The following is a 16970-nucleotide window of genomic DNA, read 5'->3' as shown; positions in this document are numbered from 1 at the left end:
TTTTTGTCCACTTTCTTGTAGATTCTGAATTTTCTTAATAACTTTCGGCCGTGTTTCTTCGTTGGTGGATGAAGGGACACGGTTTTTTATTGATTGAGAAGAAAGAAAGTAGGTCGGGACATGCCCGGCAATATAACAAACACGTAGTAAAATAGACAAAATGAAGATTAAAAAGAAAGTAGCCTTAAGCGGGCTATTGCTTTGTTGTGCAATCACGGCAAAAGCACAAGTGTGTATTACTCCCCAGGCGGAACAACGTGCCAGGGAGTTGGTTTCTCAAATGACTCTGGAAGAAAAAATCGATTACATTTCCGGTCCCAAATCTTTTTATATCCGTGCTGTGCCCCGGCTTGGCATACCCGAAATCAGGATGGCCGATGGTCCGCAAGGCATACGTAACAATACTCAAAGTACCTTGTATCCTTGTGGCATCTTGTCGGCTTCGACATGGAACCGTAAGTTGGCCAGAGAACTGGGACATGGTTTGGCCCGGGATGCAAAGGCCCGTGGGGTAAGTATTCTGTTGGGGCCCGGAGTCAATATCTACCGTTCTCCTCTATGCGGGCGAAACTATGAGTATTTTGGTGAAGACCCTTATCTGATGGGCGAAACAGCCAAAGAATATATCTTGGGAGTGCAGGAAGAGGGAGTCATGGCTACGGTGAAGCATTTTGCAGCCAATAACCAGGAGTGGAGCAGACATCATGCCAGCTCGGATGTGGATGAACGCACGTTGCAGGAAATTTATTTTCCCGCGTTCCGAAAAGCTGTGCAGGAAGCAGGAGTAGGAGCGGTCATGGATAGCTATAATCCGCTGAACGGGGTGCATGCCACCGAAAACAGCTGGCTGAACATTGATGTATTACGCAAGCAGTGGGGATTTAAAGGTATCTTGATGTCCGACTGGACATCTGTATATTCCGGTGTGGGAGCCGCTAATGGAGGGTTGGATTTGGAAATGCCCGTCGGTAAATTCATGACCAGGGAGATTCTTATTCCGGCAATAGAGAATGGTATCGTGAAGGAAGAGACCATTGACGCCAAAGTCCGGCATATACTCCAGACATTGATTGCTTTTGGAGCACTTGATACTCCGAGAGAAGATAAATCTATCGCTAAAGACAATGCACAGTCTAAGGAAATTGCACTTGACTTGGCGAGGGAAGGAGTAGTGTTATTGAAAAATGACAACGGTACGTTGCCTTACCGGAACGGTAGAACATTGGTAATCGGGCCTAATGCCGATATTATTCCCACAGGAGGGGGAAGCGGATTTGTCACCCCTTATTCGGTAGTGTCGCTCTATGACGGTATGGTTCAGTTGAAGGGCGGCAGACAGATAGAGCTGCTGTCTGACAGCCTTCTTTATAAGGATATGTCCCAACAGATTTATACGGATGACAGTTTTACGCAAAACGGTTTTAAGAGCGAATATTATAATACTCGTAATCTTACCGGAGAGCTCTTTCAGGCTGCCATAGAGCCTGCCATAGACTATGCCTGGAAATACGGTGCACCGTTCGACGGCATGCCGGTAGATCAGTTTTCTGCCCGTTGGACGGGAGTTTACAAGGCTGACAAGGATGGAACTGTCAAGTTCCAGCTGGCTGGCGATGATGGATACCGTCTGTTTGTAAACGATAAGCTGATTACCGGAGATTGGGGGAACCATTCATTCAGTACCCGCAGTGCATTTATGCAGGTCAGTGCAGGGGAGATATACCGGTTGCGTATTGAATATTTTGATAATGTGGGTGAGGCGACTGTCAGTTTCCAGGCAGGAATGATGGATGAGGAGCGTTTGGCCTCTTCACTGAAGCATGCCAGGAATGTTGTTGTATGTGCCGGGTTCAACAGCAGTACAGAAGGTGAAGGGTTCGACCGTCCGTTTGCATTGTCATACGGGCAGGAATATCTCATTAATAAAGTGGCTTCACTTCATGATAATGTGACTGTGGTGGTGAATGCCGGAGGTGGAATAGATTTCCGCAATTGGGGGCAGAATGTACAAGCTATTTTGATGGCATGGTATCCGGGGCAGGAGGGTGGAAAGGCCCTTGCCGAAATCATTACGGGCAAGCTTTCGCCAAGTGGCAAACTGCCGGTCAGCATCGAGGAAAAATGGGAAGATAATCCGGTATATGGTAATTATTATGACAATCGCAATGTACCTCATAAACGGGTGCAGTATGCCGAAGGTGTTTTCGTAGGTTATAGGGGATATGACCGGAACGGAAAGCAGCCGCTCTATCCTTTCGGGTATGGACTGTCATACAGTAGTTTTGAATACAGTAATCTGAGTGTTGAGAAGACGGGGGGAAACCGGGTTACAGTAAGCTTTGACATCAAGAATACCGGAAAGATGGATGCTGCAGAAGCGGCTCAGGTATATGTGCGGGATGTGGATTGTTCTGTTCCGCGTCCATTGAAGGAGTTGAAAGGCTACGATAAGGTTTACTTGAAGAAGGGTGAAACCAAGCGCGTTCGGATATTGCTGGATGAGGAAGCCTTTGCCTACTATGATGTGGAATCACATCGGTTTGTAGTGGAAAAGGGGACTTTTGAGATTCTGGCAGGTCCTTCTTCGGCTGATTTGCCATTGAAGGCAACTGTTGTTTTATGATAAAATAAATATCAAAACAAGAATGGTGGTATGAAAAAGATAATAATACTGATGGTTTGTCTGTGGGGACTTGGTAACACCTTTACCTTGGCACAAACTACGGAGAAGGAGAAATTCATCTTAGGCTTGATGAAGCAGATGACGCTGGACGAAAAGATAGGCCAGCTTGCACAATGCACCTACCGGGGGAATTTTACCGGACCCGACGGTGGAAATATTCCTAAGGAAGAATACGTACGGCAAGGCAGAATAGGCTCTATGCTGAATGTGATAGGAGTAAAGGATATACGCCGTTATCAAGAGCTTGCTTTGCAATCGCGTTTGCGCATTCCTTTAATTTTCGGACTGGATGTTATCCACGGCTATCGTACCGGATTTCCGCTTCCGCTTGCTGAGGCTGCAAGTTTCGATTTGGCCATGATTGAGGAAGCTGCACGCTACAATGCTTTGGAAAGTGCCGCCGATGGTTTGAACTGGGTTTTTGCCCCGATGGTGGATATTTCGTGGGACGCACGTTGGGGACGCGTCATGGAAGGGGCCGGTGAGGACCCTTATTATGGTTCTCGGGTAGCGGAGGCGCGTGTCAGAGGCTTGCAAGGAGACGATTTGGCGGACACGACGACTGTCATGGCATGTATGAAACATTTTGCCGGATATGGTGCACCGATAGCAGGAAAGGAGTATAATAGTGTGGATATGTCAATGGGCCACTTTGCCAATTTTTATATGCCTCCCTATAAGGCGGCCATAAAGGCAGGAGCAGCTACCGTGATGAGTGCTTTCAATGATTTTAATAATATTCCTTGTACTGCCAATGATTTCTTGCTCAACCGGCTATTGAGAGAGCAGTGGGGATTTAAGGGATTTGTTGTGTCCGATTATAATTCGGTAGAGGAATTGGTGAACCACCGTTATGCTGCTGACAAGAAAGATGCCGCAGCCAAAGCGCTGAATGCTGGTCTGGACATGGAGATGGTAAGTACCTGCTACTTGACTTATCTGAAGGAGCTTGTTCAAGAAGGGAAAGTAAAGGAGAGTGTGCTTGATGATGCAGTACGGCGTATTTTGGAGAAGAAATATGAGTTGGGATTGTTTGAGGACCCTTTTCGCTACTGTAATCCGGAAAGAGCAGCCAGAATACTCAATGCACCCGAAGTCCGCAATGCTTCGCTCCGTATGGCCGAGCGTTCCGTTGTATTGCTGGAGAATAGGGAATCCGTGCTTCCGTTGACGGCACAGACGAGGAAGATAGCCTTGATAGGAGGACTCTCAAAATCCCAATACGATATGGCAGGCGCTTGGGCCGCCACTACGGACCGGAGCAAAGTGGTGACCTTGTATGATGCACTGGTCCGGAAAGGACTGGAGGTGAACTATGCTGAAGGCTATGATATGAAGAGCAATCAATTGACTGGACTGCAGGAAGCATTGCAGGCTGCTGAGGCTTCGGATGTCATTGTTGTGGCGGTAGGCGAGAGATTCGGTCAGAGTGGCGAGAAGGCTTCCAAAGTGAATATAGCCATACCCGAGGGGCAGCAGAAGCTGGTGTCGGAACTGGCAAAGACTGGAAAACCTGTCATTGCTCTTGTCATGTGTGGGCGTCCGGTAATCTTCAATGAGATAAGGGAACATGCTGATGCGGTACTGTGTACTTGGTGGCTGGGGAGTGAGGCCGGCAATGCCATATGCAATGTGTTGTGGGGAGAGTATAATCCTTCGGCTAAATTGCCCATGACATTTCCTGCACACGTAGGGCAGATTCCCATTTATTACCAGAATAAGAGTACCGGTCGTCCTACCGCATTGCAACAGACTTATAAGGCATCCTATATCGATGCTTCCACTGAGCCTGCCTATCCTTTCGGATATGGGCTTTCGTATACGGATTTTGGATATTCTGATTTGAAACTGCTGCCGTGCAAGGCTGCAGGCGTCCATACGGAGGTGTCGGTAAAAGTGACTAATACCGGTAAGTGTGCAGGAGAGGAAGTAGTCCAGTTGTATGTGCAGGATAAGGTAGCGTCTGTTACGCGCCCGATAAAGGAATTGAAGGGCTTCAGGAAAATTCATCTGAATGCGGGTGAAAGCAAAACTGTAGTTTTTCAGATAACTGACGATGCACTGGGATTCTATGACAATGAGATGAATTATATGGTAGAACCTGGTGATTTCGTCTTTATGGTGGGTGGCAGTAGTGATGATGTACAGCAGATTACCTATAACTTGGAAGAATAGGGTTCTTGTCCTATAAATGAAAAGCAAGGCTGTCCGGATATGATTCCAGACAGCCTTGCTTTTCTGTTTTAGTTGGTTATCACATTCGTGAAATACTCTTTGAACAGTTTTTCTGCCTGTTCCAGTTGTTCCGGAGTATTTTCCTTTACTTCTTTCAATTTGTAATCCCATCCCATGGCTTCGTATTTGTGAACGCCCAGACGGTGATAAGGAAGTATTTCCACCCGTTGTATCTGCCGGTATTTGCCGAAACTTTCACCCAGTAGGCGGATGTCTTCTTCCGAATCGCTGTAACCGGGAACCAGTACGTAGCGCAACCAAAAGGGGCGCCCATGTTCTTCGAGCCAGGCAGCGGTGCGGAGTGTCTGTTCGTTGCTCCGTCCCGTTAGCGTGCGGTGGCGTTCGGGATTGAATTGCTTGATGTCCAGCAGCACGAGGTCAGTCAGACTAAAGAGCTCTTCCACCTTTTCATTCCAGATGCCTCCGTTACTGTCCAGACAGATATGGATGCCGTTCGCCTTCAGCTCCTTGAAAAGAGGAATCAGCGCTTCTGCTTGCAGGGTAGGCTCACCGCCGGAGAAAGTAATACCTCCTTTCTTCCCGAAGAATGCCTTTTGGCTGATAGCCATTTGCAGAATCTCTTCCGGAGTGGTGGGAGTGCCTCCTTTTACATCAATCGTATCCGGATTGGCACAATACAGACAACGGAACGGACATCCTTGCAGGAAAACGACGAGCCGGAGACCCGGCCCGTCGAATGTTCCCATACTTTCGTAGGAGTGTACATTTATCATATTACATTCTTTCGTGGAATGAACGGCTGATGACTTCCAACTGATGCTCGCGGCTCAACTTCACGAAGTTCACGGCATAGCCGGAAACGCGGATGGTGAGTTGCGGATACTTTTCAGGATGTTCCATGGCATCTTCCAGCATTTCGCGGTTCAGTACGTTTACGTTCAAATGGTGGGCACCTTTGGTGAAGTAGCCGTCCATCATGGTTACCAGGTTCTCTACACGTTCTTCCGGTGTCGGGCCCAGTGATTTGGGAACAATGGAGAACGTATTGCTGATGCCGTCCTGCGAGTCGCGGTAGCGCAATTTGGCTACGGAGCTCAAGGAAGCGATGGCACCGTTCTTGTCACGTCCGTGCATTGGGTTGGCACCCGGAGCAAAGGCAACACCTTTGGCGCGTCCGTCCGGAGTGGCACCGGTCTTCTTGCCGTACATCACGTTGGAGGTGATAGTCAGCAAGGAAAGGGTGGGACGGGCATTCTTGTAGACAGGCAGCTTTTTCAGTTCTTCGCTGAAATAGTAAACGAGGTCTACTCCCAGGTGGTCCACACGGTCGTCATTATTGCCGAAGCAGGGGAATGAGCCTTCGGTGTCGAAACCTTCGGTCAGGCCGATTTCGTTGCGGCGTGCAGTGACTTTGGCATATTTGATGGCGGACAGTGAGTCTATGGCGATGGAAAGGCCGGCGACACCGTATGCCAGATTGATGCGTGGGTCGGTATCGATGAATGCCATCTGGGCTTTCTCATAATAATACTTATCATGCATGTAGTGGATGATATTCATGGCCTCGTTGTAGACACGGGCTATTTCAGTCAGTACCTTCTTGTAGTTGGCCATAACTTCCTCAAACTTCAGTGTTTCGCCGGTCAATACGGGAATACCTTTCACCATGACAGTTCCGGTGTTTTCGCAACGGCCACCGTTGATGGCAAGCAGCAGGGCCTTGGCAAGGTTGGCACGTGCACCGAAGAACTGGATTTGTTTGCCGATGGCTTGGTAGGATACACAGCAGGCGATGCCGTAGTCGTCGCAGTTGCGCACTTCACGCATCAGGTTGTCGTTTTCGTACTGAATGGAGCTGGTATCTACAGAAACTTTGGCGCAGAAATCCTTGAAACCTTCCGGCAGTTCGGGACTCCACAATACGGTCAAGTTCGGTTCCGGAGAAGGACCGAGGTTGTATAGCGTCTGCAAAAAGCGGAAAGAAGTCTTGGTGACTTTCACGCGTCCGTCGTTGAAACGGCCGCCAATGGCTTCGGTCACCCAAGTCGGGTCACCGGCAAAGATATCATTGTATGATTGCATACGCAGATGGCGTACCATGCGCAGCTTGATGACGAACTGGTCTATCAGTTCTTGCGCAAACGTCTCGTCAATCTTTCCATGAGCCAAATCGTATTCGATGAAAATATCGAGGAAAGAAGATACGTTACCCAGTGACATGGCAGCACCGTCCTGCTCTTTGATGGCAGCAAGATATGCCATGTATACCCATTGCACGGCTTCTTGGGCAGATGTAGCCGGGTGGCTGAGGTCAAGCCCATAATATTCACCCATTACTTTGATATCTTTCAAGGCTCTGATTTGTTCTGCCACTTCTTCGCGCAGGCGGATACGTGCTTCGGTCATCGGGCCTGTAAGGTTACGCAAGTCCTCCTGCTTGGCTTCGATAAGTCGGTCGATGCCGTAGAGTGCCAGACGCCGGTAGTCACCGATGATACGTCCGCGGGCATAGTTGTCGGGAAGACCGGTCAGAAATCCCAATGAGCGGAAGGAACGGATTTCTTCGGTATATACATCGAATACGCCGTCGTTATGTGTTTTGCGGTAATGGGTGAAGATGTCTTTTACTTTATCGTCCACTTCCACTCCGTTTTCACGGCATGCTTTTGCTACCACGTTGATGCCTCCGAAAGGTTTGATGGAACGTTTCAACAGTTCATCGGTCTGCAAACCGACAATGAGTTCATTGTCCTTATCAATATATCCGGCTTTATGAGAAGTAATGGTAGATACGGTGCTATTGTCCAGTGAACGGACGCCATTGTTGTTTCTTTCTTCTTCGAGAGCTTTCAGACAGATGTCCCAGATACGTTTGGTACGTTCGGTAGGTCCCTGCAGAAAAGATGCATCTCCGGTATAGGGTGCGATGTTTTTACTGACGAAATCACTGACATTGATTTCTTTGCTCCAAAGCCCATTGGTAAAGGTTTTGTTCAATTCCATAAAATTTGTTTTTGTTAGTAGGTTAGATAATGTTATCCTTTAGAGCGCGCAAAAATACTGAATAAATTCCGTAATTTTATAAGAGAGATTCCCCTTTTTATGTTGAACAGCATAAAATAACTATTATTAGGTAGTGAATGTCCGGGGGAGTAGAGATGCTAATACTTTCTTTATATGTGGTTTACGAACAGAAACAAGAATCGGATAATAATCTGCATTATTTACAAATAATGTAGGTTTAAGAACAGTCGTATTCTGAACCTAATTCAGTCGTATAGTGAATGCCATTCAGTCGTATACTGAATAGGGTTCAATCGTATACTGAATGTGACTCTTTGTAAGCATACTGATATTCAGTAAGTTATAAAATATTATCTTGCCATTGATAAATTTTAACAAACAGCCTAAATGCCGTTATGTTCGTTCCGTAGTGGGTATAAACAAGAATTTTGGTATAATTGCTCTGTTTTTGTGCAGAAAAGTTTGTAGAATAAAAAATGATTTGTATCTTTGCACCGCTTTAAAAGAAAAGCACTTCTGAAAAAGAAGTTTTGGAGAGGTGGCAGAGTGGTCGATTGCGGCGGTCTTGAAAACCGTTGTGCTGCGAGGCACCCGGGGTTCGAATCCCTGTCTCTCCGCAATAAACGCTGAAAATCAGCAAATTGCAAAATAAACACCCAGTTTTACACCCAAGAATGTAAAACTGGGTGTTTTTGTATTATTTAAGAAATGGATTTTTGCTGGGGTTTATTAAACAAGATACTATTTCTTCTTAAAATAAAAAGATACATCAAAGGTTGCCTATGTACATGCGAATGCATTAGATAGGCAACCTTTAGTTATTTAAGTGGCATTGCATTACTTAGGAAATGTGGCTTCAATTTGTTTGGCAACACGTTTTATAGCACCTCTAATGTCTGCAGATACGCTCAATCCTAATGTACTGTATGCACCACGACATGAAGCTATCGGGCGACCCGTGAGGAAATCTATGAAATTCACAGTTACAATGGATTCTTCTTCTAAAATATCTACCCCATATTTTACCATAAGCAGTTTTGACTGTTGTGTTGCAGTCATTTCATTTATACGCATATCACTGACCAACGTAAGTCGAGAGCCTTCTACTGCATCAAACAACTGTATTTCGTATTCCATCAGTTGGGCAGGAATGTGATAGGTGTCATTGTTGATGATTGAGGCATATTCATATTTAGACAAATCTGCATTTTGCGACACAACGCTTTTAGAGGTTGTGCAAGATGATACGGCTATTCCGATAAAAAATAGGAATGTGATAATTACTCTATTCATAAATACTTATTTAGGTTCGATATGCAAATAATAGCTTTCTTCTGCCGATTCCTCCTCATCAGGAAGCTGATGCAACATCAGCATGCGGGTGGTTTCGTTTTCCCAATACCTTTCAGCCACTACACCTTTTTCAGGCAGACATTTGAATAGACTTTCTTTGCCGTTGGCATTTTCTCCAGTACCAATACTGTTTTCCATCAGTATCATGACTGCCTTTTTAGTTGTCGGCAGAAAGTCTGCATCCGGCAGCAATTTATGGTTTACTGGGACAAATAGAGAATAAGGATTATAGCCCTTGGCAACAATGTCATACAACTTGTACTCATAATTTCGATCCAACAGACAATAGGCCGTCAGATTCGTAGGCTTCTGTAGATTAATTGCGCCCCATTCAAGTCCCAAAAAATCGCGGTCATAAAGCGTGATGCGATGCGAAGTTTCATATTCCACTTTTCCATCGCGGTAGCCTTTCAGATGGCTCTTTACCGTACCGCTCTTGAAGAAGTGCGAACTCCATTGTGTAGTGATATGTGTTTCTGCGCTTTCTGCAGAAACTTTGTTTTCAGCCACTTTGAATGTGTGAGGAAAATCATCTGCGCTCCACACAATAGAATCATAATAGTGTGTGAACTCAGGGATGTCTATGGGTGAATATTCACCGTTTATATCCGTGATTCGAAAGGTAATCAAATCGAGAGGCGCCGGCAGCGGACTTTCAATCCTCATAAAGGGAGTATATTCGGACATTATCATCTTGAACTTCGCTTCTTCTGGTATAGGTTCTTGTTCTGGATCTGTTGGTCCATCATTGTTAATAGCTCTGGATAAACAGATAAGCGTATAAACCTTTCTTTCTCCATCATTGGCTGAAATCTGAATCTCTTCGTGTGCAACATCATTAGAAGTCGATGGAGGAAAGTGAATTTTCACCTGATTGCCTTCTATCTTGAGGGTGGCCCATCCACAATCGTATACGTAAGAATCTCCTGATATGGGGTTGAGCACATCATAATTCTCGCAAGTCATTACCATATTGCCTCCCTTGCCATTCGTCTCAAAAAAATAGGACGGAGAAACGTCTGTGGTTGATTTTAAAAATTGGACGTTTGCAGGCGTAATGATTTCATATGACCACTCCATGGGTCTTGCTGGTAAAACATCATCCTTGTCGCAAGCCGTTAAGAGCAGGCAGACAAGCACCATAAAAGGCATGAACATTTTATTCATATTCGTATCATATACTCTATTGGCCCCATTCGAGTGGCTAAATGGATGATGAGAAACGTGAGCCAATTATGCTTCATCCTAAGCAATCAGATGAACATACCGTTTCTTTGATTTTTTATTCTTGGGTAGATGATTCTACACAAATGTAAAATTAGTCATTTAATCGAGATTTTGCTTTATGTTGAACGAATTTATAATTTGAATCCTCTGTTTTTTTGTTCTCTCTGCACCGAATTACGCAGATTCTGCTCTAACTTTTCCCATTGTTCCTTAAACCATTGTACTATGGGCTGTCGGTTTATGGTCAGCACCAACTTATGTTCTTCGGTCAAATCGTCCTCAATCTTGCAGACCGCATCCTTTATTTTGAATGACTGTCTATGCTGTGTGGAGTACAGCTTGCCACTGCAAACGATGGGCTTCCTTTTAGCCAAAAGTACGTCTATCATTTCCTGTGTAAATCCAGCTGACTTGCAGAACTTCTCCATTTGCAGCATTTCTCTCATAATGGGGAACCATTTGAACGCTTTGCCGATGATTTCATTCAGCTCTTCTATTTTCTTCACCTTCATGTTCAGCTCCTGTCGGTGTACCTCCTGCTGGCAGTGTTTCTCTGTGCTGTGACGCTCTTCCTGCATCCTCATGTGGTCGTTCAGCAGACGAATCTGATTGTTACGTTTGTCTATTTCACCCTGTAGCTTTCCGTTGGCTTGTTCCAGCTCCTTCAGCTTACCGCTACCGAAAAGAGAACCGACACCGCTGGCAATGGCTGTCATGGCATCCGTAGCCTTGTTTTTCAACTGCTCGGTTCTGGCTTCACTTTTGATTTTAGCCAGCTCGCTTTCCGCCCGTTCCTTTTCGGCAAGCAACAGACCGATGTTTTCCTGTATGTCCTCTGTCTGGTTCAGCAGGTCACGGTAGTATTGGGCGGTGGTGGTATGCCGGGCTTCCGAGCCGACAATGCCTCGCTTCAATCCGTATTTGGCCATAGCCAGTGCATACCCGTCCTGATAGGCTTTCAGTTTATGCCGGGTCATGATGTCATTGGCTGACAGCCGTGCTGCACCGCTCGGTTTCTTGCGGTAGTTTTTCTTCACCAGCTTTTCTGACTTCTTCTTTCTGCGTTCAGTCTGGACGATAGGGATGAGGGTGGCATGGATATGGGGTGTTTCCTCGTCCATGTGCAGCACGGCCGAAACCACGTTCTCGCTGCCGTAGGTACGTTTCATCCATTCCACGCTGTCCCTGCACCATTCATCCAGCTTGCCTGCCTGCTCTATCTGCTTCATGTCCTTGGGGCTTCCCGATAGGATGAAGCGGATGGCACGTACCTGGTTGGTGCCTATCTTGCGTGTCAGTCCGGCACTTTTCAGCCTGTGGCTGATGGCTTCGTTGCGGTTGGTTACTCCACTGGGGAACTCAATCAGCTCACGGTTGAGATGCGTCCGTGTCGGATCTGCGTTCTTCGGGGTGGTCTTTCTTTCGATGTGGTCGGACATCTTGCTGTCCGACCCGTGCGCTTTGTCAAGATGCAATACTGCGAATCCCATGTTCTTCCTTTCTTTCTGATTCGTTAGACATTTGTTTTCTTACCCCTCTTGGGGGCGGCATAGCCGTTCATCGGGGGTGTCCAGAGGGGTGGAACCCCGTTGGCTCATTGGGGGATTTTTAGCGTTACTTGTAATGCGGCTCGAAAAATCCCCTAATGAGCTACGACTTTTTCAGCATGGAAAAGTCCACGCGCCCGTCCCTACATGCTGAGCCCTCTGCCCCGTTTGGTTGGTTCCTCCCCGGTGGCTTCTTTTCCCTTTTGTCGGCTTGCTGTTTCAGCTTTCATCCGGATGGCTTCCGCCTGCTTTCCGGCTCTCTGCTGTTGTAAGTATTCGTTCAAGTCCTTGCATCCTCTGTAAATCTGCGAAGCGTCCCGGATGTATCGGTCTCTGCCGTATTCCATGCGGATTTGCCGGAGTGCTTCCAGTCCTGCATGGTCGTTGTCGAAAAAGCAGTGGATGCGCTCATAGCTGCCCAGCGGATAGAGAGCCTTGTTCACGTTCGATACGGAGTTCAATACAATGTAGTCCTGCCCGTCCAATTCCGGATAATCCGGGCAGCTCTCCTTTCTCAATGTCAGAAAGGAAAGATAGTCCATGAATCCCTCGAACACATAGCAGGAAGTCCTTGCTTTCCCCGATTGTTTGATGTGGGAGATTTCCTTGGGCGCGATGCAGCCCTTGAAATAGGGGTTACGAACCTCAAACCCACCCGAGCCGTTAGGGAAGGCGATGGCAAAGTAACGCTTGCCGTTGTGGGTGTAACGGGCTTCGCTACATTCTCTTTTTGCCAGCTCCAGATTTATTCCTCTTTTCTGCAGGTATGCAAGCAGGGCAGGAGATGATAACGGTACTATCTCCAGCTGCTGGAAGCTCGGACCGAAAGAGTCCTGCTTGCCAAAAGAGAAAGATACCGGGTGTACATGCGGTGTCTGTTCCGCAATCCGCTCCAGCAGGTAAGGTACATGGTCGGTAGCATACAGGTGTGCAGCCAGTTCAATGATGCCGCCCCCTTTCCCTAAACGTAGGCTCGGTACAGAACGCCTTACTGCCTTTCGGCAGTAGGTTTTCCCGTACCTGCCCCCAAACCGTACTTGCATGTCTCCACGCATACGGCTCTCCGTTGATAACATGACTTTATTTAGCATGGCTGTGTATTTTGGCATAACACTTTTCACAGACAACCAATGTCTTCCTATGCTTTTCAAGCATCAGCCTGTCACATTCAGTTTTTCCTTTAAGCTGATTTAGCTTTCTGACATGACGCATGACTACAGGTCCGACTTTTCCACATAATTCACATGTTCTCGCATCCAATCGCTCAGTAAGTGTCGGCTGTGGAATTGCGATTGTGTAGGATAAGTCGTTTACCTCCGTATAGTACATTGGTGGTTTACGTTTGAATCCCTCATTATAGAATTTCCTGTACCGTAATTTACCTTTTGCATCCTGATATGGCACTATAATGTCATTCCCAACCTTATATTTGTCAATGACTTTGCTTACAGTGCTATTGGTTTTTCCTGCAATGGTATGGTACATACTGTACTCCATGATGTATCCAAACTTTGAGAGCGCGTATGCCACGTTGTTGGCAATGCAGTAGTAGTTGTAGAACCCTCTGATTTCAGAGTTATATGCCGCCACTATGTCCTCGATTTTCTTCTTCATAAGATTGCCTCTGAACTTTGCAAACCAAACTTGTCGGCCATTTTCTACCTTGTATCTGATGGCGCTGTATTCTTCCAGTTTGTTCCGCACCGTTTCTATGGCGACCTTTAGGACTATCTTACCGTTGTAATAACGGGCTGGCACATTGTTCTTGTCCCGCTTGATAGCATCAGACTTACGGACTGAAACATCGAAGCCAAGAAATTTCGCGGGCTTTTGTGCGTTTGTTATCAATGTCTTTTCCTGTGACAGTTCCAGCTTGAGGTTTTCTTCCATATACTTGGTAATGTCCGACTTGATTTTAACGCACTCTGCCTTGCTTCCGATAACACCAATGAGGAAATCATCTGCGTATCTTACGTATCGAAGCCTTCTGTATGTTTCATCCATACTGTCTCTGCTCTCAATCTTTTGCCTTTCACGTCTCAGTTTCTCATACTCATCCCTAAGCTGTAATCTGACATCTGCATCCTGTATGTTCTTGATGCTTTTAAGGATGCGTTGCATCTTATCGCTAAGTTGCTTGTATTCTTTGGTGATGTGTCTTTCTTTTCCCTTATTGAAGCGTAGGGCGTATTCTTCCATATACTTGTCAAAATTATCAAGATAAATGTTTGCCAGTATAGGACTGATATTACCGCCTTGTGGAGTTCCCTTGTTTGTATTATGAAACTTCCAGTCTTCAATATATCCCGCATTCAACAACTTGCGGATAAGCCTTAGAAATCTATCATCGGCAATCCGTTTCCGCAAAGTTGCAATCAATACATTGTGGTCTATGTTGTCGAAGAATCCTTTAATGTCTCCTTCCACAAACCATTTTGTACCTGTAAATGTCTTTTGGATATGGGTCAATGCGGTATGGCAGCTTCTGTTTGGTCTGAATCCATGTGAGGTGTTTGCAAACACCTCTTCATAGACGGCTTCAAGAATCATGCGCACCACCTCCTGTACAAGTTTGTCCTCAAAGGAAGGAATTCCAAGCGGTCTTTTCTTACCGTTTTTCTTGGGTATGTATATCCTTTTTGCCGGATTAGGCTTGTAAGACTCATCTCTCAAAGATGCAATGACTTTGTTTATTCTTTGAAGACTCATCCGATTGATGGTTTTCCCATCCGTACCGGGTGTCATATTGCCTGGTTTGGCGTAAATACGCTGGTAAGCAACATGAAACATCTCCTCATTGAATAAGATACGGTACAGCCTTTCGAACTTGTAATCCGAAACTTTACCATGCTTGTTTAAAGCTTTTAATACTTGCTCAGGACTTCTCATAATGTCTCACACATTTTCCATTATTTGTATTAAGTTATCTAACTGCTTCCCTTCGCCATGTACAAGGCTTTCCCTTGCTCGGACTACTACGGAAGCTCCGTTCCCATGTCAGATATTCAGGGTCCTATGCCCATAGCCTTACGGCATTCTGATTTAGGGAATCCCCATTTGCTTTCACAATAACTGTTTGGCTCGGCAGACTGTCGGATGCGACTTACGTTCCTATTCCACTTATTGTGGTTGCTCTGAAGCCAGCTCCTGCTCCATTGTAATTTCGGTTTACATGGGGTGCTTCAGCCCGACGTGAATCAAATACCTTTCGTCGGGGCTGGTACGTGTGCAGCAGAACTATCGTTCAACCAATCAGGCTTCATCCTTGTGTCTGTCTTTTCCTCTCGCCATGCAGTCGCAGCTTGGTATTTAGCTGACTAATGACTTTACCGACATGCTTTTGTCACCTTTGGATTTCTCCTCCAGCTAAGTCGTTGAGGATAGGTCTGTTGAACTCTAACCTAATCTCTTGCCATAGAGATATTTATTGTGTAGCCTATATGGGCGCATCGAAGTCGTACCACTGGTTGCGTTCGGTGTTCACTTTGAAGGAAGCCTCCGTTTCTTCCCTCAAGGGAGATTTGTACCAGAGGTTGATACCCTGCTGTTTGACGGGTGAATAACCCAGGCTGTGCAGGTAGTCAGCCAGATTGATTTGTTTTGCAGTCTCGATGTTCATAAGGAAATCGTTTTTAGTGAGTACGTTGATTATTTCTCTTTTTGCCCGCAACTCTTAAATGTATGCGGTCTGTATCATCGCTTAGCTTTATTCCTATTATATACACCCCCGGAATAAAGTGAAGCGGTTGTTTCTCTTTTTGCCCGTAACTTCTTCCGTGAAGTTCGGTCTGTATATAATCACTTCACGATATTCTCGTATATATAGGATACGGAAATAAAGTGAAGTGATTAGACGGTTCAGTTTAATAGTGGAAGTCTGGCTTGAAGGAATACTTCCTGCCGTTTTCCTGCACTACCATCCGCTTGTTGCGCAGCATGGTGATAAGGGTAACAGCTTTCTGGTGGTTCAGTTTGATACCTACCGTGGGATAGACTTTGATTAAAGCCTCTTCCAGTTCCTTGTAGCCGTATTCCTCTTTCAACCCGAATACCGCTTCCAGTGCAATGCGGTGTTGCTGCTCGCTAATATCCTTGTGGGGGTCAAACTTTTCCTCCACAGGTCTTCCCGGCTTCCTTGCTTCCAGCTTGTAACCTTCCGCAAGTTCGGGCAGGGCTCGGTCGTTGATGCGGAATGCAAAAGGCTCGAAGTCCATCGCCCGGATGTGCATGGCGGAAACATGGCTGATGTCGCTGTTCCCCTTGTCCTTTTCCACCAGCAGGACTGTTTCCGCCTTGTTGTTCAGTTCCGTACCGATATGCCCTCTTGCGTTCTCATCCCCCTTGTTCTGATGCAGTATCGTATGGATATGGATCTGCCTGTCGTCCGTCCACTGCATCAGCTTGGATATGATGCGGGTGGATTCACCGGGGCTGTTGATGTCGTACACCATATCCCGGATGCCGTCTATGATGACCAGCCCAATATCCGGTGAGTGGTAGATAGCCTGTTCTACAATGCTGATGCGCTGTTCCGGGGTGTATTTTCTCAAAGCGAGAAACTCCAGATAACCGCTGTCCCTGTCGTCGGGCAATCCTGCCATCCGCAGGATCCGCTTCATCACTTTCAGGCAGTGGTAGGGGCTTTGCTCCGTATCTATATAAAGCACTTTCCGCTTTTCCTCGGGCAGTTCAGCTGCATATCGTAACACAGTACCGTTCTTCAATGCAGCAGCTACGATAGCCGATACATTGAAGGTCTTCTTGCTCTTGGCTTTGCCGATGGATGTACTGAAATTGCCCAGCGTCCCGATGACAGAGCCGTGTACTTTCAGAATTTCGGGGGCTTTTTCGTAACATCTTGACAGACTTAGCCGGGATTCCTGCCAGAGGATAACGGCTTGTTCGGGTGATATTTCTTTTATATAGTCCATAATCACCTC

General features: G+C 46.3%; 10 protein-coding genes, 1 tRNA gene and 1 pseudogene. 3 read left to right on the top strand and 9 right to left on the bottom strand.

Translation table 11 applies throughout. From position 1 onward, the window contains the following. Positions 1–160 precede the first annotated feature (160 nt). Positions 161–2623 (top strand): glycoside hydrolase family 3 protein, encoded by a 2463-nt coding sequence (locus EYA81_RS02320; RefSeq protein ID WP_131225332.1) that lies wholly within the window; start codon positions 161–163, stop codon positions 2621–2623. Positions 2624–2653: 30 nt separating this feature from the next. Beyond that, entirely contained in the window at positions 2654–4858 is a 2205-nt protein-coding gene (locus EYA81_RS02315; RefSeq protein ID WP_131225331.1) for a glycoside hydrolase family 3 N-terminal domain-containing protein, read from the top strand. A 68-nt stretch (positions 4859–4926) separates the two neighbouring features. Here EYA81_RS02315 and pflA read toward each other — a convergent pair whose 3' ends face one another. Further along, positions 4927–5652, bottom strand: a complete 726-nt coding sequence (pflA, locus tag EYA81_RS02310; protein ID WP_117600364.1) for a pyruvate formate-lyase-activating protein — start codon at positions 5650–5652, stop codon at positions 4927–4929. A gap of 1 nt (position 5653) precedes the next feature. Further along, positions 5654–7882: a formate C-acetyltransferase gene (gene pflB, locus EYA81_RS02305; RefSeq protein WP_117600363.1), complete on the bottom strand. Its 2229-nt coding sequence runs from the start codon at positions 7880–7882 to the stop codon at positions 5654–5656. Between the two features lie 553 nt (positions 7883–8435). Between pflB and EYA81_RS02300 the strand changes: the two genes are divergently transcribed. Continuing rightward, positions 8436–8520 (top strand) — tRNA-Ser (locus EYA81_RS02300). Positions 8521–8740: 220 nt separating this feature from the next. Here EYA81_RS02300 and EYA81_RS02295 read toward each other — a convergent pair. The 7 genes and pseudogenes from EYA81_RS02295 to EYA81_RS02260 form a co-directional block, all read right to left on the bottom strand. Then, positions 8741–9196 carry a hypothetical protein gene (locus EYA81_RS02295; RefSeq protein WP_131225330.1) on the bottom strand — a complete coding sequence of 152 codons (456 nt, stop codon included), beginning with the start codon at positions 9194–9196 and terminating at the stop codon, positions 8741–8743. 6 nt (positions 9197–9202) lie between these two features. After that, entirely contained in the window at positions 9203–10408 is a 1206-nt protein-coding gene (locus EYA81_RS02290) for a hypothetical protein (protein WP_131226407.1), read from the bottom strand. A 206-nt stretch (positions 10409–10614) separates the two neighbouring features. Next, positions 10615–11973 carry a MobV family relaxase gene (mobV, locus tag EYA81_RS02285; protein ID WP_131225329.1) on the bottom strand — a complete coding sequence of 453 codons (1359 nt, stop codon included), beginning with the start codon at positions 11971–11973 and terminating at the stop codon, positions 10615–10617. A 200-nt stretch (positions 11974–12173) separates the two neighbouring features. Then, complete coding sequence (locus EYA81_RS02280; protein WP_226791199.1) at positions 12174–13106, bottom strand: toprim domain-containing protein; 933 nt, start codon at positions 13104–13106, stop codon at positions 12174–12176. A 4-nt stretch (positions 13107–13110) separates the two neighbouring features. Next, complete coding sequence (locus tag EYA81_RS02275; protein WP_004308094.1) at positions 13111–14919, bottom strand: reverse transcriptase/maturase family protein; 1809 nt, start codon at positions 14917–14919, stop codon at positions 13111–13113. 562 nt (positions 14920–15481) lie between these two features. Next, positions 15482–15649 (bottom strand): annotated as a pseudogene (locus tag EYA81_RS02265) (DNA primase); the annotation flags it as partial. Between the two features lie 244 nt (positions 15650–15893). Next, the gene (locus EYA81_RS02260) at positions 15894–16961 is read right to left on the bottom strand and encodes an AAA family ATPase (RefSeq protein WP_131225327.1); all 1068 of its coding nucleotides are present in this window, start codon (positions 16959–16961) and stop codon (positions 15894–15896) included. Positions 16962–16970 lie beyond the last annotated feature (9 nt).

The sequence above is a fragment of the Bacteroides sp. A1C1 genome (genome assembly GCF_004328515.1).
Taxonomy (GTDB): Bacteria; Bacteroidota; Bacteroidia; order Bacteroidales; family Bacteroidaceae; genus Bacteroides; species Bacteroides uniformis.
This window is presented reverse-complemented; position numbering and strand designations above follow the sequence as displayed.

Excerpts from the sequence above, each read along its gene's own strand:
- EYA81_RS02320 (WP_131225332.1), top strand. The coding sequence starts at position 161 with ATGAAGATTAAAAAGAAAGTAGCCTTAAGCGGGCTATTGCTTTGTTGT.
- EYA81_RS02315 (WP_131225331.1), top strand. The coding sequence starts at position 2,654 with ATGAAAAAGATAATAATACTGATGGTTTGTCTGTGGGGACTTGGTAAC.
- pflA (WP_117600364.1), bottom strand. The coding sequence starts at position 5,652 with ATGATAAATGTACACTCCTACGAAAGTATGGGAACATTCGACGGGCCG.
- pflB (WP_117600363.1), bottom strand. The coding sequence starts at position 7,882 with ATGGAATTGAACAAAACCTTTACCAATGGGCTTTGGAGCAAAGAAATC.
- EYA81_RS02295 (WP_131225330.1), bottom strand. The coding sequence starts at position 9,196 with ATGAATAGAGTAATTATCACATTCCTATTTTTTATCGGAATAGCCGTA.
- EYA81_RS02290 (WP_131226407.1), bottom strand. The coding sequence starts at position 10,408 with ATGCCTTTTATGGTGCTTGTCTGCCTGCTCTTAACGGCTTGCGACAAG.
- mobV (WP_131225329.1), bottom strand. The coding sequence starts at position 11,973 with ATGGGATTCGCAGTATTGCATCTTGACAAAGCGCACGGGTCGGACAGC.
- EYA81_RS02280 (WP_226791199.1), bottom strand. The coding sequence starts at position 13,106 with ATGTTATCAACGGAGAGCCGTATGCGTGGAGACATGCAAGTACGGTTT.
- EYA81_RS02275 (WP_004308094.1), bottom strand. The coding sequence starts at position 14,919 with ATGAGAAGTCCTGAGCAAGTATTAAAAGCTTTAAACAAGCATGGTAAA.
- EYA81_RS02260 (WP_131225327.1), bottom strand. The coding sequence starts at position 16,961 with ATGGACTATATAAAAGAAATATCACCCGAACAAGCCGTTATCCTCTGG.